Source organism: Tenacibaculum sp. Mcav3-52 (genome assembly GCF_022347665.1).
GTDB classification, from domain to species: domain Bacteria; phylum Bacteroidota; class Bacteroidia; order Flavobacteriales; family Flavobacteriaceae; genus Polaribacter; species Polaribacter mesophilus.
Map to the genome: position 1 here is coordinate 45,099 of NZ_JAKRGE010000002.1, position 20,350 is coordinate 65,448.

A 20,350-nucleotide genomic window follows, 5' to 3' on the forward strand; every position below is an offset into this window, starting at 1 on the left:
GATTTATAAAATGTATTTTTGCATTTATGATTACACACGAACAGCTTAAAAATATCGCTGAACGAATTGGCAAGTTAAAAGGATATTTAGAAATTGACAAGAAGTTAATTGAAATTTCAAATGAAGAAGAAAAAACTGCAAATCCTGACTTTTGGAACAATCCAAAAGAGGCTGAAGTTGTAATGAAATCACTTCGGTTTAAAAAGAAATGGGTAGAAGATTACAATACTGTTGTAGCTATGAATGACGATTTAACAGTTTTGTATGATTTTTATAAAGAAGGTGATGTTGATGAAAACGAAGTCGAAGAACAATTTGATAAAGCTGCTACTTTTTTAGAAGATATTGAGTTTAAAAACATGCTTTCAGAAGAAGGTGATAGTTTGAGTGCAACGATACAAATTACAGCAGGTGCAGGTGGAACTGAAAGTTGTGACTGGGCAGAAATGTTAACTCGAATGTACACTATGTGGGCAGAAAAACAAGGCTATAAAATTAAAACACTCAACTATCAAGAAGGTGATGTTGCTGGTATTAAAACGGTTACTTTAGAATTTGAAGGTGATTATGCCTTCGGGTGGTTAAAAGGTGAAAATGGGGTCCATCGCTTGGTACGTATTTCTCCTTTTGATAGTAATGCAAAACGTCATACTTCCTTTGCTTCTGTATATGTATACCCTGTAGCCGATGATTCTATCGAAATTGAAGTAAACCCCGCTGATATTGAAATAACAACAGCACGCTCAAGTGGTGCTGGTGGACAGAATGTAAATAAAGTTGAAACAAAAGTTCAATTAGTACACAAGCCAACTGGGATTCAAATTCAGTGTTCTAACTCACGTTCGCAGCACGATAATAGGGCTACTGCAATGCAAATGCTGAAATCGCAATTGTACGAAATTGAATTACAAAAACGTTTAGCTGCTCGTGACGAAATTGAAGCAAACAAAATGAAAAATGAATGGGGAAGTCAAATTCGTAACTACGTAATGCACCCATATAAATTGGTAAAAGATGTCCGTACAGCCCATGAAACAGGAAATGTAGATGCTGTTATGGACGGAAATATCAATCCGTTTTTAAAAGCCTATTTAATGATGATGGGGCAAAAAGAAGATTAATACTATAAAACTCTTAATAATGATAAAAATATATCACAATCCACGTTGTTCTAAATCAAGACAAGGTTTAGAGATTATAGAAAACTCTGGTAAAGAGTTTGAAACTGTAAAATATTTAGATACTATTCCCTCTACTGAAGAGTTAAAAGGAGTTATTAGTCTATTAAATATTTCTCCAATCGATTTAGTTCGTAAAAATGAAAAAATTTGGAAAGAAGAATATAAAGGAAGAGAACTATCAGATGCTGAAATCATTAAAGCCTTGGTTGACAATCCTAAATTAATAGAACGCCCAATAGTTATTAATGGCAATAAAGCAGTGATTGGTCGTCCACCTGAAAACATCAAAGAAATCATTTAACTACTTAAAAGCTCTCAAGAAATTGGGAGCTTTTTATTTTTTCAGAAATCTGAACTCGAGAAAACCTAATCCATAACCATAAAACTGAGTGATGGTTGTTACAATACTTAACAAAGCTACTTGTAGATTTTTATTTTGAAATAGAGAATCTAAAAAGGTACAGGTAAAATAAAATCCATAAAAAGTTAATAATTGCCAGTAACCAAAAAAAGCTGCTATAATGGCAATATCAATCCCTATGATGAATAAACTCGGAAACCAATACGTTAATTTTGCCGTTTCTGGATGTTTTTTATTCAATATAGGTCTTGCAGTACCAAAAGCAAATGTTTGTTTAAAAAACTGTTTAATAGTACTTCTACGCTTATGATATACAAAAGCCTTTTCTATTAATTGTGTTTCAAAGCCATTTTCCCAAAGGCGGAAAGTTAAATCGATATCTTCTCCTGCTTTCATTTTAGAAAAACCATTTGTTTTTTCAAAAGCAACTTTTGACAAGCCTAGATTGAAGCTTCTGGGTTGAAATTTACCAACCGATTTCTTTTTTCCACGAATTCCTCCTGTAGTTAATACTGAAGTCATCGAATAATTTATTGCTTTTTGTAAAGCTGTAAAATTAGGATGGGCTGCATCTGGACCTCCAAAGGCATCAGTATAATTCTCTTCTAATGCTTTTTTTACTTCGGAAAGATATTGTGGTGGAACAATAACATCAGAATCCAAAATAATAAAATAACTTCCCGATGCTCTTTGCATTCCGTAATTACGACTTGCTCCTGCTCCACTATTCCTCTTGGAAAAATACTTTAGATTAAGTTGAGAAGTGTATTTATTTACAACTTCTTCTGATGAGTTTTCAGAACCATCTTCAATAATTAATACCTCAAAATCGTCTTTCAAGTCTTGTTTTGTTAAGCTTTCTAACAACTCATCAATTTCTTGAGGTCGATTATAAACAGGTACTATTATTGAAAACTGCAAATTCATTACACTAAAACTGCTTGATTAATTTGTTTAGCGATTCCGTCCCAAAGTTGGATTCTTTTATGTAGTGATTCTTTCGCATAGTACAACACATCATCCCACTTTTGCTGATCTTCACCACATAATTCTTCAATCATTTGTAATGATAATGGTCCGTGTTCATCACCGTCTAACTCAATGTGTCTATTCAAATAATACGTAAGTTTACTGTATGAACTTCCTTCTTTCTCTTCCGTATTTTTTACAATTTCTAAAAACATGTCTGGTATTACATCTTCTCTTCCAAAAGTAAAACTAGATGCAATAATATGTGGTTGACTTGTTTTGATAACTTCAAAAGAAAAATTTACAAAATCTTTCACTTCTTCAATAATTGAACAGTTTTCCAGAGCCTGGTCAACAGGTTTACCATCAAGAATATCTGAAATAAAACTTGAAATTTCATCAATCTTTGCACCTGCTTGACGCATCGCATCAATATACATTTCAAAGTGACTTTTAGGCTCTCCTAACTCATTAATATCAGTTTCTTCACCTAACACAATTTCATTAATAAAACGAGCTGTTTTAGTATTTACAGCAGGTAACCATGGTAAATTCACACAAGTAAGTTCTCGTTGTAATGCTTTTAATAACGACATAAAATCCCACACAGCGAACACATGTGATTCCATAAATAATTTTACATCATTTATATCATTTAACGAATTATATAACTCATGTTCTTTAAGCTGTTGTCTTAAGGATTTTAACTCCTTTTCTATGTGTAAAATATTGCTCATTTGTAACTATCAATAAAAAATGCAAATCTAACGATTTGCATTTAATTATATATTCTTTCGGAACCTTTCCGACTACGCTTAAGGCACAAGTTAATTTACTCTTCAGTAAACCTTTCCATTACTGCATCACTTACTCCCATGTTAGAGAAACCTCCATCGTGGAATAAGTTTTGCAAGGTTACTTTCTTAGTTAAATCTGAGAATAATGAGATGGTATAATCTGCACATTCTAATGCTGTTGCATTTCCTAATGGAGACATTTTCTCAGCATACGAAATAAATCCATCAAATCCTTTTACTCCTTGACCTGCAGTAGTTGGAGTTGGAGACTGAGAAATTGTGTTTACACGTACTTTATGATCTCTTCCGAAGAAATACCCAAAACTACGTGCAATACTCTCTAAATACGCTTTGTTATCAGCCATATCGTTATAATCTGGGAATACACGTTGCGCTGCCATATACGTTAATGCAACAATACTTCCCCACTCGTTCATGGCTTGTTTGTTATATAAAACGTTCATTACTTTATGAAAAGACACCGCTGAAACGTCCCATCCTTTCGTTGTAAAATCGTATTTAGAATCTGTATAATGACGTCCTTTACGTACATTAACTGACATACCGATAGAGTGTAAAACGAAATCGATTTTCCCTCCTAAAATTTCCATAGACTTTTCAACCAAGTTATTTAAATCATCCATAGAAGTGGCGTCAGCAGGAATAATTTCAGATCCGGTTTTTGCTGCTAAGTCTTTAATACCTCCCATACGCATTGCTATTGGTGCGTTGGTTAATACAAACTCTGCTCCTTCTTCATGAGCGCGTTCTGCTACTTTCCATGCAATAGAATTCTCATCTAATGCTCCAAAAATGATTCCTTTTTTTCCTTTTAATAAATTATACATATTTAAAATATTTTAGTCTATCGTTGTTTGTTTTGAAAGCAAATATACTCTTAATTTAATAATTCCTTTGCATGAGTCAATGCACTTTCAGAAACGTCTTTTCCACTTAACATCTCCGCTATTTCTCTGATACGTTCGTCTTCTGACAATAACTTTAAATTAGAGGTTGTTACTCCTTTTTCCTCTCCTTTAAACACTTTATAGTGCTGCACTCCTTTTGAAGCTATTTGAGGTAAATGTGTTATAGTTATTACCTGCATATGAGCACTCATATCTTGCATTATTTTTGCAATTTTATTAGATACTTCCCCTGAAACTCCGGTATCAATCTCATCAAAAATAATGGTTGGTAGTTGTATGTTTTCTGATAGTATTTTTTTAATCGATAACATGATGCGAGATAATTCTCCACCTGATGCTACCTTTTTCAATTCTCCAAAATTACCTCCTTTGTTTGCTGAGAATAAAAATTGTAAATTGTCTTTTCCGTTAGATAAATATTCTTCAGAAGCTAGTAATTCAATTGCAAAACGAGCATTTGGCATTCCTAATTCCGACAAAAGATATTCTAACTCTTTTTTCAACTTCGGAATTACTTTATTTCTAGATGTCGTAATCATTTTTGCTACGTCATCTAACTTCTTAGCTACCTCTTTAATTTCTGCCTCTTTTTGAGCCACTATTCCTCCTGCATCTTCAACCTGTGCTACTTTTTCAGATAATGATGCATGAATTTCTTGTAATTCACTTATAGTTGATACTGAATGTTTCTTTTGAAGGTTGTAAATAAGTTGTAACCTATCATTTAGTTCTTCAATTTCATTCGGATTAAATTCAACTTCTTCATTCGCACTTTCTAACTCAGTAACTACATCATCTAACTCAATTTTCACGCTTGTTACTCGATTCGCTAACTCTTCATATTGCTTAGAAAAAGAACTAATTTTTTGCAGTTTACTCTCTAAAGAGTTTAGCAATGTTTGAATTCCTATTTCTTCATTAATCGAAACACCTAAAGCTTCAGATAAGTTCAACTTTATTTCTTCAATATTGTTTAATTTATCTAACTTTTCTTCTAAAACTTCTTGTTCTCCTTCTTTTAAATTAGCTTCTTCAAACTCATTAAACAAATGTAAATTGTACTCGTACTGCTCTTTCGATTTCTCAGTTTCTTCTTGAAGTACTTTCAGCTCTTTTCGTAATTTGTTATACGTACGCAAGCCTCTTTTATACGATGCTATTTTAGCTTGATTTTTTGCTAAGGCATCAATAACAGAGAATTGAAAAGATACATCTGACAACTGCATGGTTTGATGTTGCGAATGAATATCAATGAGCTTTGTTTTTAAAGCATTTAATACCGATAAGGTAACTGGTGTATCATTAACAAAAGCTCTCGACTTGCCCGAAGGCAAAATTTCTCTTCGAATTATGGTTTCTTGTTCATAGTCGAGATCTAACTCTTTAAACAACTCTTGTAAAGCATATCCTTCAACAGAAAATTGAGCCTCAATAACACATTTTTTTTCTGTGTTTTTTAAAGCAGTTAAGTCGGCACGGTTCCCCATTACAAGCCCTAAAGCTCCTAATAAAATGGATTTCCCTGCTCCAGTTTCACCTGTTATGATAGATAAACCGTTCGTAAAATCAATCGTTAACTGATTGATTAACGCATAATTATGTATAGATAAATGTGTAAGCAAATTCTATTCTTTTGTAAAAAATAAAAGTAAGAATTTTGAATGAATTAAGTCAAACTAAAACAAAGGAAGTCTATTGATTTTTCAACAGCTTATAAACGTTACATTTAAGCCTATAACAAGTCTAATACTACTGTAATTTCTTCCACTTATCTTTATAAGTAGGTGCAATCTTATTTAAAACTGTTATCATTTGTGATTGATTTCTCGATGCACTACCATCAGAAAAAACATTTACTATTTCATCTCCTTTAGCATCTAAGAAAACGCGAATCATATAATTACCAATAGTAATATTGTGTAGTTTGTCTAAATCTAAAACACTTTTTTCAATTGCTTCTTTAGCTGAATTTTTATTATCAGCAAAATTATCGAAACCGTTACGGTGATAATTGTAGTAGATACTTCGTAAGGCACTAAATTTAGAAGACAATAAATTATCTATTAAAGCAAAACGATTTTGTTTTCCTACTTGATTTTGCCAACCAGACTCTCCATTAGATTGCGCCAGCAACATAATGTTTTCCGCTTGTTTTAAATAAGTCTCTCCTCCCTTCAAAGCAAAGGTATCTGTATCAACTCCTAATATTGTATACACATAAAAAGCAATTGTAGAGATTAAATTAGATTCGTAAATAGTTGGATTGTAAATTAACGGATCGAACTCATTATAACGAAAGTTAAAGTTTGTATCATTAATATTTAAAACAGGTGTAGCGTAGGTTGAGTTATATACAGGTCGTGTTGACTGCACTTGTAAACTTCCTGAAAAATTACTCCCGTTTTGCTCGTTTATGATAATATTGAATGCGCAGTTGATTCGTTCTTGTTGCTTAAAATTTTTATTCGTCCATTGTTTATCATTAATAAACTCTGTTAATGCTTTTTGTAACGTTTGATAAACTTGCTTGTTACTACTTTGTACTTTATCTGAATTGATAATTACAGTAGCATTCAACTCTTGTGAATAAGAAGAAAAAGCAACTGAAAAAAGAAAAACTATAAAGAAAAACTTACGCATTTAATTTTTGTATTATTTCGTTAACGATATCTTTTGACACTGCTTTTTTTGATTTTAAATCAAATGATTTTTCATTAAAATCAGCATCAATAATTGTAATTTTATTGGTGTCGGTTGCAAAACCAGCACCTTTATCACGTAACGAATTTAATACAATAAAATCTAAATTTTTGCGTGTAAGCTTACTTTTTGCGTTTTGTACCTCATCGTTCGTTTCTAATGCAAAACCAACTAACAACTGTTTTTTCTTAATTTCTCCTAGAGATTTTAAGATATCTTTAGTTGGTTCTAACTCAATACTTAACGCTGCTTCTTTCTTTTTTATTTTTTGAGTAGCTACATTTTTTGGTCGATAGTCTGAAACTGCCGCCGATAACACAGCTATATCAACCTCAGCAAAGTACTTATGACATGCTTCATACATATCTTGAGCTGATTTCACATCTATTCTATGAATAAAAGAATGATGTACTTGTTGATGAGAAGGACCTGCTACTAAAAACACCTCAGCTCCTAAATTAGCCGCTGTTTTTGCAATTTCAAACCCCATTTTACCTGAAGAATGATTTCCAATAAAACGAACAGGATCTATTGCTTCATAGGTTGGACCTGCAGTAATTAGCATTTTTTTCCCTCGAAGCGGTAGTTTAGATACAATATCTTTCTCTATAAAGTCAACAATGTCTTCAGGTTCAGCCATACGACCTTCTCCAACCAATCCGCTTGCTAATTCACCTGAAGTAGCAGGAATTAATATATTTCCAAAACTTTGTAAACTTTCTAAACTAGTTTTTGTTGATGGATGTTGGTACATATCTAAATCCATCGCAGGAGCAAAATACACTGGACATTTTGCTGATAAATAGGTTGCCAATAATAAATTATCGCAAGTACCATTTGTCATTTTAGATAAGGTATTTGCTGTAGCTGGGGCTATTAACATTAAATCTGCCCACAAACCTAAATCTACATGATTATTCCACAATTCATTTTCATCTTCTTTATCATAAAAGGTAGAATGAACTGTATTTTTTGATAAGGTGGAAAGTGTAAGAGGTGTTATAAAATCTTTAGACGCAGGAGTCATAATTACTTTGACTTCTGCGCCTGATTTTATAAACAAGCGAACTAAACTCGCTGTTTTATATGCCGCTATACCGGCGGTAACACCAAGTAAAACTTTTTTACCGCTTAGTACAGACATATTATTTTGTCTCTGGAGTTCTATAGTATACCTTCTCATTTAACCACTCTTCTACTGCAATAGCATGTGGCTTAGGTAAACGCTCATAGAATTTAGAAACTTCGATTTGTTCTTTATTTTCAAAAACTTCTTCTAAACTATCGTTATAGGTAGCAAACTCATCTAACTTGTCAACTAATTCCTTCTTTAAATCAGAATTAATTTGTGTAGCTCTCTTTGCTATAATAGAAATAGCTTCATAAATATTATGTGTTGGAGCCTCGATAGCTTCTTTATTATAAGTTACGGTACTTAACGGCGCTTTCGTTTCTTTATAATCCATTTTTTAACTTTTAGCTAATTGTTCTTGTTCTTTGTTTAATGTTGCTAACATTTCGTTTGATTCTTCCATGAATTTTGATTCAGGAAAATTTCTTTTTAACTTATCGTACGCTTTAACTGCTTCTTTAATTCTTTCTGCTTTTCTACGTTGCGTACTTTTGATTGCAAAATCATGTGCTGCTTTTAAACGATAATATAAAGCTTCTTCTTTATACTTAGTTCCTAAATAATCTTCTAATAAATTATCAAAAGCTACAATTGCCGCTTTGTAATTTCTAGAGTCATATTCAGCAGTTCTATAATATGTTTTTGCTATCTCAAAAGATTTCTTTTCTAGTTTTGCTCTCAATTCAGCATGATACTTGTTAGCCTCTTCTAATTTATCTGAATCTGGATAATTATCTATAAACTTTTGAAAGGCCTCTAAAGCTTTATTTGTATCTGTTGGGTCTAAACTAAAGCTAGGAGCTGCTTTGTAATAACTTAAAGCTGATAAAAAAGCGGCTTCTTCTCTTTTTGAACTTTTTGGGTAATTTCCAGTAAATCTATTAAAGTAATATCCTGCCAACCCGTAATTTTTCTCATTAAAGTTAGATTGAGAAACCATAAATTGAATACGCTCCATTTGAGGTTTACCTCTGTATGAAGGTGTTATTTTTTCAAACAAACGTAAAGCTTTACTGTACTTTTGAGCTTCGTACATTTTTACAGCCATTTTGTATTGTTCTTCTACAGTTCCTTTATTCAATACTTTTTGATACTCTCCACATGAAGAAAGTACTAAAAGCATTACAGCAATATACGCTAGATTTTTCATTTTTTGCATCTGGCAAAATTAGTGATTAATTATGGATTATTAAAACGATTTTTTATCTCATAAATGAGATTTACAAGAAACTACAAAATCTGTTATAATTTTTCCAAAGAACTCCTAAATGTTTGTTAATCTTATTCCTGTGCTCCTGATGCAGATTGAGCTACTATTTGCTTTACATCATTATCAAATAAATACAATCCTCCTTTATCGTCTCCAATTAAATTAATTTTATCTAAAATGTTACGTGCCAATGCTTCTTCCTCAATTTGCTCAGATACATACCACTGTAAAAAGTTATGTGTTGCATAGTCTTTTTCTTGTAATGTGATATGTACTAAATCATTTATCGATTTAGATACCATTACCTCATGATCAAACAATGTTTGAAACATATCTTTAAAAGACCCAAATTTTGCTGGTGGTTCTTTTAAATCAGAAATATGAGCATGTCCACCTCGTTCGTTTACGAATTTTACTAACTTTAACATGTGCATACGCTCTTCATCTGAATGTGCGTACATAAATTGTGATACACCTTCAAAACCTTGAACTTCTGCCCAACATGCCATAGCTAAATATATTTGAGAAGACTCTGCTTCTACTCTTATTTGATCATTTAATGCTTGTTCTATTACTTTTGATAACATATTTTCTACTTTAAAAATTACTCTTTATACAAAGATGCTAAAAAAAGACTACAATAACGAAATTGTAGCCTTTTGCATTCTTTATTTTTGTTTAGACAGTTTATAGATTATCTATAAAGTCTGATATTTTTGTTTGTAGTTCTTCTGAAGCTGTTACTAGTGGTAAACGTACTTCATCTAAACAAATTCCTAATTTTTGTAACACCGCTTTAATTCCTGCCGGATTGTTTTCTTCAAAAATTAAGCTTATTATATCCATTAGTTTATAGTGAAGTTCGTAAGCTTCTTTTGCTTTTCCTTCTAATCCTAACTGAATCATTTTTGAAAACTCTTTTGGCAATGCTTGTCCAATTACCGAAATAACTCCTGCTCCACCTGCTAAAGTTACTCCAACAGCCAAATCATCATCACCAGAAATTACTAAAAAGTCTTCAGGCTTATCTTTTAACAACTCATAGTATTGTTGTTGATTGTTTCCTGCTTCTTTAACTGCAACAATGTTTTCAAAATCTCTTGCTAATCGTAACGTTGTTGCTGGCTCCATATTTTTTGCTGTTCTACCAGGAACATTATACATAATAATTGGCTTAGGGCTCGCTAAAGAAATTGCTTTGTAATGTTGATAGAACCCTTCTTGAGTTGGTTTGCTATAATACGGGGCTACTGATAAAATTCCGTCTATTTCCGATAAGTCTAAAGATTGTAGTTCTTCAACAACAGTTTGTGTGTTGTTTCCTCCAACTCCTAAAACTAAAGGTAAACGCCCTTTATTTTCTTCAGCAATTACTTTTATTATTTCTAATTTTTCTTCTTTAGTAATTGTTGCACTTTCTCCAGTAGTTCCATTTATTACTAAATAGTTTGTACCGTTTTCAATATTGTAATTTACTAACTTTTTAAGTGCTTCAAAGTCTACACTTAAACCTTCATTGAAAGGAGTTACTAAAGCTACTCCAGTTCCTACAAACTTTTGCATTATATTTTATTTAAAATCGTTAGGTATTTTTTTAATTCTTGGTTTAAAACAGCTTCGTTAAAACTAGCATCAGATACTACTATATCGTACAATCTATCGTCAATTTCTGCAAAACCTGCTTTAAAATCTGCTTGTGACAACAAAGTTACCATATTCGTTAATAAGTTTGACGTTTTTGTATAGTTTATAAGTAGGTCGTATTTGTTTTTAACGAAATCTTTTAAATTGTCGGATTTTAAACTCGCTTTGAAACCAAAATCTTTTTCGGTAAAAAACTCTGGAGAGGGTTCCTCCTTTTTTGAGTACTCTTTACAAACTAGTACTCTTATGTCTGTTTTTTGAAAAGGAAAAATGTTTGTTAAGTTGGCTATTACTACATTTACTAAAGCTTCATTATCTAGCAATATTGCTACACTTTTAACTTTGGTTTCTTTATGAGGGATATTCTCTTTTTTTACAACTAGTTTGTCGTATGCTTTCTGAATAGATTTCTTCTTTAGGGTACTTATCATCTGTAAAAATTACGAGTAGCTAATTTATATTATTTCTCATCAATTTCTAATAATAAAAATTGATTTAATTGCCTTCCATACAACTGAAAATTATCATCAGCAGCCAAGATTAACGATTTATTTCCGTTTTGCAATATTGGACCAAAAGTAATCGCTTCAATGTTATCTATTATCCCATCGGTTAATTGATTTTTAACAGTACTAAAATCAAATAACAGCTCTTTTTTTAATGGTGTATATTTTTCGTTTTTTAAAGATTGATTTTCTAATGTATTTGTTGAAGTTTTATCTATAGTTGCTTTAAAAATTCTAACTACATTTCCATGGCTACCATAACCACTTTGATATGCTCTTTCAATTATAAAAAACTGATTCTTTCGGTATTCTAAAATAGCCGTAGTTCCGTTTAGGTTTATTTTTCCTTTAGCTGGTTTATCAATTTTCTCTAATTGATATGCAAATTGTTTGGTAGCTTTTTTTGATTCGTTATCAAAATAGGTAATTCTGATAGGAGATTGTGTTTCGTGAAATGTAGGCTCTTCTCCATCTGCTTCTAAAGGAGCTTCCATTGCTACCCAGAAACCTTTTCCGTCAAAACTTTTTGAAGAACTTTCAAAAACACCGTTATGCTTTGGTTTCGCTTTGGATGTTGCTTTGAAATAATTAGGTATTTCTACCCCTTGTTTAAAGTTTCCTTTTGTGTCTATTTCAAATATACTTGGGTCTTTTTTATATTGAATAGACCCTTCACTTACTAAATTTATAGTTCCGTTATCTACGAATACAGATTCTAAATCCAATACATGATTTTTAGTAAACTTACTTATAGTATCAACTATAATAACATCTTCAAAATTTACCGATTGTATCGAATCATTTTTAACAGTAATATCTCCTACTAAAATTCTTGGATTTGTAGCATCATCCACTACCATATAGTAGTTGTTATTGTAATAATCAATTCCAGAAATTCCACCGATAACAGTGTTATTGATAACTAAAGAATCTTTTATCAAATACTCGTCTAAAAACTTAAGTGTTGTTTTTTGCTGTTTACAAGCAAGTAAACCAAAAACGGATAGGACTAATACTATTTTTTTCATACTTACAAAAGTATTGTTTTTAGTTTATGTAAGCATTAAGAATTATAACGTCTAAGTAAATAGATTTTTATTATGTATGAAAAAATATATTCTTTTAATTTTAAAACTGATAGCTGCTATTATAATGCTTCAAACATTATTTTTTAAATTTACTGGAGCTCAAGAAAGCATTGATTTATTTATTAAAATAGCTGGAGATAATGAGGCTTATATGCGAATAAGTACAGGTGTTTTTGAATTAATTGCTTCCGTACTTTTATTTATCCCTAAAAAAACTTGGTTAGGAGCCTTATTAACTATTGGTTTAATGGGTGGAGCAATTATGAGCCACTTAACTATTTTAGGTATTGAACACGATGGCGATGGTGGCATTTTGTTTATTAGTGCTATCGTAACTTTTATCTCTGGAGTTATTCTATTAATTTTTAATAGAAATAATATACCTTTTGTTAGAAATAAACATTAATTTAAATTAAAAAGAGCAGTTCTAAAACTGCCCTTTTTGATTAATTTACTCCTATAAATATTTCTACTTCTGCATTTGTTGGGTCTGATGCTTTTGCTCCATACAACTCATAATCGGAAATATAAGCTCTTTTTATATCTTCATTCCAAATTTCTAACCATTTGTTATAGACAATATTCTCTGTTAAGCTTCCCTTTGCTGCATATGTTTTATAGTTTGGTGCTGCTATTTTTTTACACACAAGCCCTTCTGGGATATTACCTATTTCACTTACCTTACAACCGATGATTGTTGTGTATGGCTTAGTATAATCTGATTCATAATCCGTATACACAACATATACTTCATTTGAAAGTTTATTTGGGATTTGTTCAACTATATTCTCCGACATAAATCGTTGCCATAAAGCAGGTATATCTTTTGCTGCTTGTTGATTCTCATTAGTAGTTCTTACTGAAATTCCTATCACGTAAAACGGTTCTTTTTGTCCTGTACTCATTTTTTGTTTTTTATTTTTAACAAAAATAAAGTGCCGCTATGTCAACCCTATGTCAGTAGTTTTTAATTTTCTTTAGCTATAATTGCTTTAACAATTAAGTATTGAGAAACGACATACAGGACAATTATAGCAATATCAAACAACCTTTTAGGTGTATAAAAGTTATTCAATGCTATAAGGCTATCAGAAGCAATAAACAAAACAGCTCCTAACAACAACCATGAATTCGCTGTGTTTTTTTGCTGACGATAATTTAGTAATGCTGCTGTTCCAAAAGTTGAAATAGCTATTCCGTACACTAATACAGGTAGCAACATGTCTCCTAAATTATTATAAATTAAGCTTAATAACCCAACAAATAACAATACAAAGGGAATTGCTGATGTTAGTATTTTAACTACTGAATCCTTATACAAAAAGCTTGTCGTTATTTTAATATAAACAACATGTGCTACTAAAAACGAGGCCAAACCAAATACAAAAAAGTTTGTTTTATCAAGCAAGAAAACATCACCCCAAAACGAAAAAAACAAAGCCGATAACAACCAGAAACGATGCTTACTTACCGATACCAAATACACTACCGCTAGTGATGTCATTAATAACGGTTTAAAAATCATTTCTATTGTTTTATTTTGTGTAATTACTGCATACACATCGGTAATAGCAACCAATAAAAAAACGATGGAAGCTAGGGTTATTTTAGTTTGTTTGGTCATTTCTTAATGTTAGGTGTTAGATAAATTAGTTTTTTAATTTTCACTGCCTACTGTCTACTGTCTAAAAACTAAGCAATCATATCAATAAAATCTTGTTCAGAAATAATTGAAATACCTAAACTTTCAGCTTTAGTAAGTTTACTCGGTCCCATATTATCACCTGCTACAATATATGTAGTTTTTTTAGAAATGGAACTCGACACCTTACCACCGTTGTCTTCAATTGCTTTTTTAAGTTCAGTTCTACTCATTTGATGAAAAACTCCTGAAACGACAAATACTTTCCCAGCTAACTTATCTGTTTGTCCTTCTAAACTTTCTGCTGAAACTTCTAGTTGAACTCCGTGTGATTTTAATCGGTTTATTAAGTCTATGTTCCCTAAATTGTTCGAAAAATCAATAATACTTTGTGCTATTCTATCACCAATTTCATCAACAGCAATTAAGGTTTCCAAATCGGCATTCATTAAATTATCGATTGACTTAAAGTGTTTTGCTAACTTTTTAGCTACAGTTTCGCCAACAAAACGGATTCCTAAAGCAAACAACACTTTTTCAAACGGAATTTCTTTTGATTTTTCAATTCCTTCAATCATATTTTGTGCTGATTTTTCAGCCATTCGCTCTAACGGAACAACTTGTTCTACCGTTAAGTCATATAAATCTGCGTAGTTCTTTATCAGTCCTTCTTTGCGTAATAAATCAACCGTTTCTCCTCCTAAGCCATCAATATCCATGGCTTTTCTACTGATAAAATGCTTGATTCTACCTGTAATTTGCGGTGCACATCCAAATTCGTTCGGACAATAATGCTTCGCATCTCCTTCAGTTCTAATCAATTCAGTATTACATTCGGGGCAATGGGTTGCATATTGTGTAGGAACAGATTCTTCTGGTCGCTTTGTTAAATCAACAGCAATAATTTTCGGAATAATTTCTCCGCCTTTTTCTACGAAAACCGTATCTCCTATTCGTACATCTAGCTTCGCTATTTGATCAGCGTTATGTAATGAAGCTCTCTTTACAATCGTTCCAGCTAATTGTACAGGTTCTAAGTTTGCTACAGGTGTTATTGCTCCTGTTCTACCTACTTGATAGGTAATTTCATTTAATACTGTTGAAACTTGCTCTGCTTTAAATTTATAAGCAATTGCCCAACGAGGTGCTTTTGAAGTATAACCTAGTTCGTCTTGTTGCTGAAACGAATTTACTTTTACCACTACTCCATCCGTTTCATAAGGTAACGTGTGACGTTTAACATCCCACTCGTTTACAAAATCTAACACCTCTTCAATCGACTTAGCTAAAACAATAGTGTCTGGAATTTTAAATCCAACTTTTCTGGCGGCTTCTAAACTTTCAAAATGCGAAGCATATTTACGTTCTCTTGTCACTAATTGATACAACAAACAATCTAGTGGTCTTTTTGCTACTTCTGCACTATCTTGTAGCTTCAAGCTTCCACTAGCGGTATTACGCGGGTTTCGATATGGTTCTTCATCTTTCGCAATACGTTCTTCATTCATTTTATTAAATCCGTCTAACGGTAAAATGATTTCTCCTCGCATTTCAAAATCAGAAACAAAGTCGTTATTTAGTAATAATGGAATGGATTTTATGGTGCGAATATTAGTCGTTACATTATCTCCTTGAAAACCGTCTCCACGAGTAACTGCTTGTACAAACTCACCATTCTCATAAGTAAGATTTATTGAAGCTCCATCGTATTTTAATTCACAGGTATATTCAACTTCATCGGTTCCTAAAATTTTCTGGACACGTTTTTCCCAATCTAACAAATCTTCTTTAGAATACGAATTGTCTAACGAATACATTCTATGTTTGTGAGTAACCGTTTCAAAGTTTTTAGTTACTTCTCCTCCTACTCGTTGCGTTGGGGAATTTGAATCAAAATATTCTGGATTTTCGTCTTCTAACTGCTGAAGCTCTTTTAACTTAATATCAAATTCATAATCTGATATGGTTGGTGCATCCAACACATAATAACTATGATTATGTTTGTGTAACTCTTCTCTTAATTGTTGTATCTTCTCCTGAACTGTCATTAAATTATTTTCTAACGGTACCTGTAAAATGATTTATTTTTGAATTGATTGGGTTTCCTGATGCTCTTCTGAATGAAGCTAACTGACCTGCATGCCAAATAGCATCTGCTATTGGACCATTAATTGCATTCCATAATGGAAATTCTTTTTCTCCAAAGATTATTTTGAATTGTGACACATCATCACTACTTCTTAAAATATCACTAGCTCGCTTTAAGTTTTCTAAGGTTATTTTTCTTTTTTCACCAAAGGTCATTTTAACCTGTTTTTTTTCATTAGGTTTACTTAAAGCAGCATTTAAAATTACCTGCGATAAACTTAACACATGATCTATTGTTTCTCCTGTCGTTTTTGCTTCAGTGCTTGGTTTATACTCTAAATCTTTCTCAGTTAAACCTTCTGTCGCCCAATAATAACGAAATCCTAATCCATCTATCATTCTACTAATCACAGAACCCGCAGTAAACTCTTTTTCTTCTTTTGGAATTTCGTAATATGGTAATTTGGATTGTGCGGTTGTTATTGCTGCAAATAATAACAACATTGGTGTAAGTACTACTTTCATTTTTTTTATTTTGATGCTAATTTAATAAAAAGATACGAGTGGTATACACTAAAGTAGTATACGAGTAAAAAACAAAAAACCGAGGTAATCCCTTACCTCGGTCGTTAAAAAATAAACTATGTGTATAGTTTATTTTTTTAACCACATAGTATAGATGGTTTCTTCATTTTTTGCTGAAACTAATAACATTGTTTCACTAATTTTTTCAATTTTTAAATTTTTATCAAAGCTTTTATCATCAAACTCTAACTCATTTTTATCGGTTATCAATTTCCATGTACCATTCTCTTCTTTATTACTCATCATTACATGATACCTTCCATCAGAGTTTAATTCTAACCAATTACTACCATTCAAAAACTCGAATTTTTCATTTCCAATTTTCATTGAATCTACGAACCACTTACCAGACACTAATGTTCTCAGTTCTTGTGAATGGCTTAGTGAGCTAACACCAAGCACTAGAAATAGTAATATTACTACTTTTTTCATTAAGGGGATATTTAGGGGTTATTCTTTATTCAAATATAATAAAAAAGCTGAAGTAAATCAATACTTCAGCTTTTTATATACTTTAAAAGTATATTAATAATAGGTATAACGACGTACTTTAGCTATATGCTTTGCTAAACGCATTACTTGATGTGAATAACCATATTCATTATCGTACCATACATAAATTACGATAGTATCTCCGTCAGCTATTGTTGCTTTACTGTCGAAAATAGATGGTGCTGTTGTTCCTACAATATCAGAAGACACTAATTCATTACTTAATGAGTATTGAATTTGCTCTACCAAATCTCCTTCTAAGGCATACTGCTTCATGATAGCGTTTACTGACTCTACTGTTGCTGGAGTATTTAATTGTAAGTTTAAGATTGCTAACGATCCGTTAGGCACTGGTACACGAATAGCACTTGAGGTTAACTTACCCGCTAATGCTGGTAATGCTTTTGCTACTGCTTTTCCTGCCCCTGTTTCTGTAATTACCATGTTTAACGCAGCAGCTCTACCTCTACGGTATTTCTTATGCATGTTATCAACCAAGTTTTGATCGTTTGTATATGCATGAATTGTTTCTAAGTGTCCTTTTTTTATTCCGAAGTTATCTTCTAACACTTTTAATACTGGTGTAATAGCATTGGTAGTACATGAAGCTGCTGAGAAAATATCGATATTATCAGGGTTATTTTCTTCATGGTTTACACCGTGAACAATGTTAGGTACACCTGCACCTGGAGCTGTTAATAATACTTTACTTGCTCCTTTTGCTTTTAAGTGACGACTTAATGCTTCTTCATCTCTAAAAGCTCCTGTGTTATCAATAATTAACGCATCGTTAATTCCATATTGCGTATAATCAATATCTTCTGGTTGTGCAGCAGAAATCATGTAAACAGTTGTACCGTTAATGATTAAAGCGTTGTTATCAGCATCTACCTGAACTGTTCCTAAGAAATCTCCATGTACAGAATCTACACTTAACAAAGAAGCTCTTTTTTCTAATACTGTTTGATCTATTTTACCACGAGTTACTACAGCTCTTAATCGTAATTGAGAACCTTTACCCATTTTACTGCTCAACTCACGAGCTAATAAACGACCAATACGTCCAAAACCGTATAATACTACGTCTTTTGGTTGAATATTTTCTGCTTCAGTAGCATCTTTTAATTGCTCTTTTACAAAAGCTATTTTATCTACCGATGCTTCATCTTGTAAATGATATTCGTATGCTAATTTACCAATATCTAATTTTGATGGTGGTAAATCAATTGATTGAATTGATTTAGCTATTTCTAAAGCATCTTCTATTGTTATTGGCTTCGCTACAAATTCTTTAGCATAATCGATTAAATTTAAAACCTCACTAGCTCTTTTATCTACCAATGGATTTCTAAATAATACTAACTCGATAGATTTATCGTACCATAAATCGTTAACGATGTTTATAAACTCAACCGTAGCTCTTCGAACTTGTGCTTGATTTACTACTTCTTTTTCGTAATTTGTTATTGTTGACATAGTTGTGTGTTAACTAAAATTAAAAAATTTTTGCAAAAATAGGTATTTCTTCTTTATTTATTGTTGGTTTTACAAAAGAAAAAAGCCCTGTTAAAAATCGTTTTAACAGGACTTTTTTTTATTTAGTATATATAGTTTATTCTTCTAAATATTTTTTTCATTAACCTAATACCTAAATCGTTCTATTTGACCTGATGGACTAATCATCTCTAATAAAAGCCTTTTACCACTACCATACGAACGATCTAACATACTAACAGCTTCTTTTGCATTACTTACTTTTTTCCCATTAATTTTGGTTAAAATATACCCTTTTCCCACTTCAAATTGTTTAAAAGCTATATTTTGAGTTCTTTTAATTTTAGCTCCTCCATCTAATTTAAACTTTTCCCTATCTTCTTTTGTAAGATCTTCAAACTCTGTTTCTAAAACTCTACTTACTGGTAACTTTATAAGCTTGGTTAATTTAACTACTTTAGTCAACTCTTCTCCATCTCTATCAATTGTTAAATTCACATATTCTCCAGGTCTTTTTGCCGTTAACTGTCCTTTTAAATCTGAAAACTTAGAAATCTTTATATCGTTTACTTTTGTTATAATATCTCCTTCTTCCAAGCCAGCTTTTTTAGCCCCTCCTTCTTCTAAAACTTCTCCTATTTTTACTCCTTCAATATTTACTGCTTCAATATCTACATTAATTCCTAAAACAGCTTGTTGTACCATTCCAAACTCTAGTAAATCATCTACTATTTTTTTAGCAATGTTTGAAGGTACTGCAAATGAATACCCTATAAAAGAGCCTGTTCTTGAAGAAATAGCTGTATTGATTCCTATTAATTCACCTCTTGTATTCACTAACGCTCCTCCACTGTTTCCTGGATTTACAGCAGCGTCTGTTTGAATAAATGAATCTATGTTTGTGTTACCATTTAAATCACGCCCTTTTGCACTTACAATACCTGCAGTAACAGTAGATGTTAAATTATAGGGATTTCCTACTGCTAATACCCATTCTCCTACTTTAATATTATCAGAATTTCCAAAAGGTAAATTTGGTAATTCAAAGTCAGCTTCTACTTTTAACAATGCTATATCATTCGCTTTATCAGCCCCTATTAATTCCGCTTTTATTTTTTTCTGATTGTTTAACGTAATCTCAATATCACTTGCTCCTTCAATCACATGATTATTAGTTACAATATATCCATCAGGAGAAATAATTACACCGCTACCTGTACCAACTTGTTGGTATTTCCTTGTACCATTTCCTCCAAAGAAAAAACTATAAGGATCTTGTTGTGTTCTTATAGATGTATTTTTAACATGAACCACCGCATGTACTGTTTTATCAGCTGCTTCTGTAAAATCTGTTGGTGTTGATGTTGAGTTTATTATTGTTGGTGTATAACTTGCCTTTACAGTTTGCATTGTTGGCTCTACCTCTTTCTCTACTATTACTTGCGGTTCTTCTATTAGTGTTTTGTATCCTGCAAGTGCTATTGCGCCTCCTAAAATCGCAATTCCTAAAGTTCCAATAATTTTCTTCATAT

General features: G+C 31.9%; 22 protein-coding genes. 3 read left to right on the forward strand and 19 right to left on the reverse strand.

Annotated features, from left to right (window positions below):
- The first annotated feature begins 26 nt into the window (after positions 1 to 26).
- Both prfB and arsC read left to right on the forward strand, forming a co-directional pair.
- The gene (gene prfB, locus MHM83_RS06210; protein WP_239178856.1) at positions 27 to 1,121 is read left to right on the forward strand and encodes a peptide chain release factor 2; all 1,095 of its coding nucleotides are present in this window, start codon (positions 27 to 29) and stop codon (positions 1,119 to 1,121) included.
- 19 nt (positions 1,122 to 1,140) lie between these two features.
- Positions 1,141 to 1,482, forward strand: a complete 342-nt coding sequence (gene arsC / locus MHM83_RS06215) for an arsenate reductase (glutaredoxin) (RefSeq protein WP_239178858.1) — start codon at positions 1,141 to 1,143, stop codon at positions 1,480 to 1,482.
- 33 nt (positions 1,483 to 1,515) lie between these two features.
- On the opposite strand, the gene MHM83_RS06220 is transcribed toward arsC, so the two are convergent.
- From MHM83_RS06220 to MHM83_RS06275, 12 genes are all read right to left on the reverse strand, one after another.
- Positions 1,516 to 2,469 (reverse strand): glycosyltransferase, encoded by a 954-nt coding sequence (locus MHM83_RS06220; protein ID WP_239178860.1) that lies wholly within the window; start codon positions 2,467 to 2,469, stop codon positions 1,516 to 1,518.
- Positions 2,469 to 3,248 (reverse strand): DUF3050 domain-containing protein, encoded by a 780-nt coding sequence (locus MHM83_RS06225; RefSeq protein ID WP_159615482.1) that lies wholly within the window; start codon positions 3,246 to 3,248, stop codon positions 2,469 to 2,471. The genes MHM83_RS06220 and MHM83_RS06225 overlap by 1 nt, the downstream gene beginning before the upstream one ends.
- Positions 3,249 to 3,343: 95 nt before the next feature.
- Positions 3,344 to 4,156: an enoyl-ACP reductase FabI gene (locus tag MHM83_RS06230; RefSeq protein ID WP_099216418.1), complete on the reverse strand. Its 813-nt coding sequence runs from the start codon at positions 4,154 to 4,156 to the stop codon at positions 3,344 to 3,346.
- Between the two features lie 50 nt (positions 4,157 to 4,206).
- Positions 4,207 to 5,859 carry a DNA repair protein RecN gene (gene recN, locus MHM83_RS06235; RefSeq protein ID WP_239178862.1) on the reverse strand — a complete coding sequence of 551 codons (1,653 nt, stop codon included), beginning with the start codon at positions 5,857 to 5,859 and terminating at the stop codon, positions 4,207 to 4,209.
- Positions 5,860 to 5,986: 127 nt separating this feature from the next.
- A complete protein-coding gene (locus tag MHM83_RS06240) occupies positions 5,987 to 6,877 on the reverse strand; it encodes a DUF4835 family protein (RefSeq protein WP_173360845.1) in 891 nt (296 codons plus the stop codon).
- Positions 6,870 to 8,081: a bifunctional phosphopantothenoylcysteine decarboxylase/phosphopantothenate--cysteine ligase CoaBC gene (coaBC, locus tag MHM83_RS06245; protein WP_239178865.1), complete on the reverse strand. Its 1,212-nt coding sequence runs from the start codon at positions 8,079 to 8,081 to the stop codon at positions 6,870 to 6,872. Before coaBC ends, MHM83_RS06240 begins: the two co-directional genes overlap by 8 nt.
- 1 nt (position 8,082) lies before the next feature.
- Positions 8,083 to 8,403 (reverse strand): DNA-directed RNA polymerase subunit omega, encoded by a 321-nt coding sequence (locus tag MHM83_RS06250; RefSeq protein ID WP_047789179.1) that lies wholly within the window; start codon positions 8,401 to 8,403, stop codon positions 8,083 to 8,085.
- A 3-nt stretch (positions 8,404 to 8,406) separates the two neighbouring features.
- Positions 8,407 to 9,219: an outer membrane protein assembly factor BamD gene (locus tag MHM83_RS06255; RefSeq protein ID WP_239178867.1), complete on the reverse strand. Its 813-nt coding sequence runs from the start codon at positions 9,217 to 9,219 to the stop codon at positions 8,407 to 8,409.
- A gap of 131 nt (positions 9,220 to 9,350) precedes the next feature.
- Positions 9,351 to 9,866 (reverse strand): ferritin, encoded by a 516-nt coding sequence (locus MHM83_RS06260; RefSeq protein ID WP_047789181.1) that lies wholly within the window; start codon positions 9,864 to 9,866, stop codon positions 9,351 to 9,353.
- 100 nt (positions 9,867 to 9,966) lie between these two features.
- Positions 9,967 to 10,842 (reverse strand): 4-hydroxy-tetrahydrodipicolinate synthase, encoded by an 876-nt coding sequence (dapA, locus tag MHM83_RS06265; RefSeq protein ID WP_239178869.1) that lies wholly within the window; start codon positions 10,840 to 10,842, stop codon positions 9,967 to 9,969.
- Positions 10,842 to 11,354, reverse strand: a complete 513-nt coding sequence (locus MHM83_RS06270) for a DUF6913 domain-containing protein (protein ID WP_047789183.1) — start codon at positions 11,352 to 11,354, stop codon at positions 10,842 to 10,844. Before MHM83_RS06270 ends, dapA begins: the two co-directional genes overlap by 1 nt.
- Before the next feature lie 29 nt (positions 11,355 to 11,383).
- Positions 11,384 to 12,457, reverse strand: coding sequence for an esterase-like activity of phytase family protein (locus tag MHM83_RS06275; RefSeq protein WP_239178871.1), 1,074 nt, complete (start codon positions 12,455 to 12,457; stop codon positions 11,384 to 11,386).
- 76 nt (positions 12,458 to 12,533) lie between these two features.
- On the opposite strand from MHM83_RS06275, the gene MHM83_RS06280 reads away from it, so the two are divergent.
- The gene (locus tag MHM83_RS06280; protein ID WP_239178873.1) at positions 12,534 to 12,923 is read left to right on the forward strand and encodes a DoxX family membrane protein; all 390 of its coding nucleotides are present in this window, start codon (positions 12,534 to 12,536) and stop codon (positions 12,921 to 12,923) included.
- Between the two features lie 40 nt (positions 12,924 to 12,963).
- On the opposite strand, the gene MHM83_RS06285 is transcribed toward MHM83_RS06280, so the two are convergent.
- From MHM83_RS06285 to MHM83_RS06315, 7 genes are all read right to left on the reverse strand, one after another.
- Positions 12,964 to 13,422 carry a GyrI-like domain-containing protein gene (locus MHM83_RS06285; RefSeq protein WP_239178875.1) on the reverse strand — a complete coding sequence of 153 codons (459 nt, stop codon included), beginning with the start codon at positions 13,420 to 13,422 and terminating at the stop codon, positions 12,964 to 12,966.
- A gap of 62 nt (positions 13,423 to 13,484) precedes the next feature.
- Entirely contained in the window at positions 13,485 to 14,141 is a 657-nt protein-coding gene (locus MHM83_RS06290; protein WP_239178876.1) for a lysoplasmalogenase, read from the reverse strand.
- Between the two features lie 68 nt (positions 14,142 to 14,209).
- Positions 14,210 to 16,207, reverse strand: coding sequence for an NAD-dependent DNA ligase LigA (gene ligA / locus MHM83_RS06295; protein WP_239178877.1), 1,998 nt, complete (start codon positions 16,205 to 16,207; stop codon positions 14,210 to 14,212).
- A gap of 4 nt (positions 16,208 to 16,211) precedes the next feature.
- A complete protein-coding gene (locus MHM83_RS06300; protein ID WP_239178880.1) occupies positions 16,212 to 16,772 on the reverse strand; it encodes a hypothetical protein in 561 nt (186 codons plus the stop codon).
- 129 nt (positions 16,773 to 16,901) lie between these two features.
- Complete coding sequence (locus tag MHM83_RS06305) at positions 16,902 to 17,264, reverse strand: hypothetical protein (RefSeq protein ID WP_047789188.1); 363 nt, start codon at positions 17,262 to 17,264, stop codon at positions 16,902 to 16,904.
- A gap of 93 nt (positions 17,265 to 17,357) precedes the next feature.
- On the reverse strand, positions 17,358 to 18,800 hold the full coding sequence (locus MHM83_RS06310) for a glyceraldehyde-3-phosphate dehydrogenase (protein WP_073181150.1): 1,443 nt from the start codon (positions 18,798 to 18,800) through the stop codon (positions 17,358 to 17,360).
- Between the two features lie 165 nt (positions 18,801 to 18,965).
- Positions 18,966 to 20,348 carry a trypsin-like peptidase domain-containing protein gene (locus MHM83_RS06315; RefSeq protein WP_159492353.1) on the reverse strand — a complete coding sequence of 461 codons (1,383 nt, stop codon included), beginning with the start codon at positions 20,346 to 20,348 and terminating at the stop codon, positions 18,966 to 18,968.
- Positions 20,349 to 20,350 lie beyond the last annotated feature (2 nt).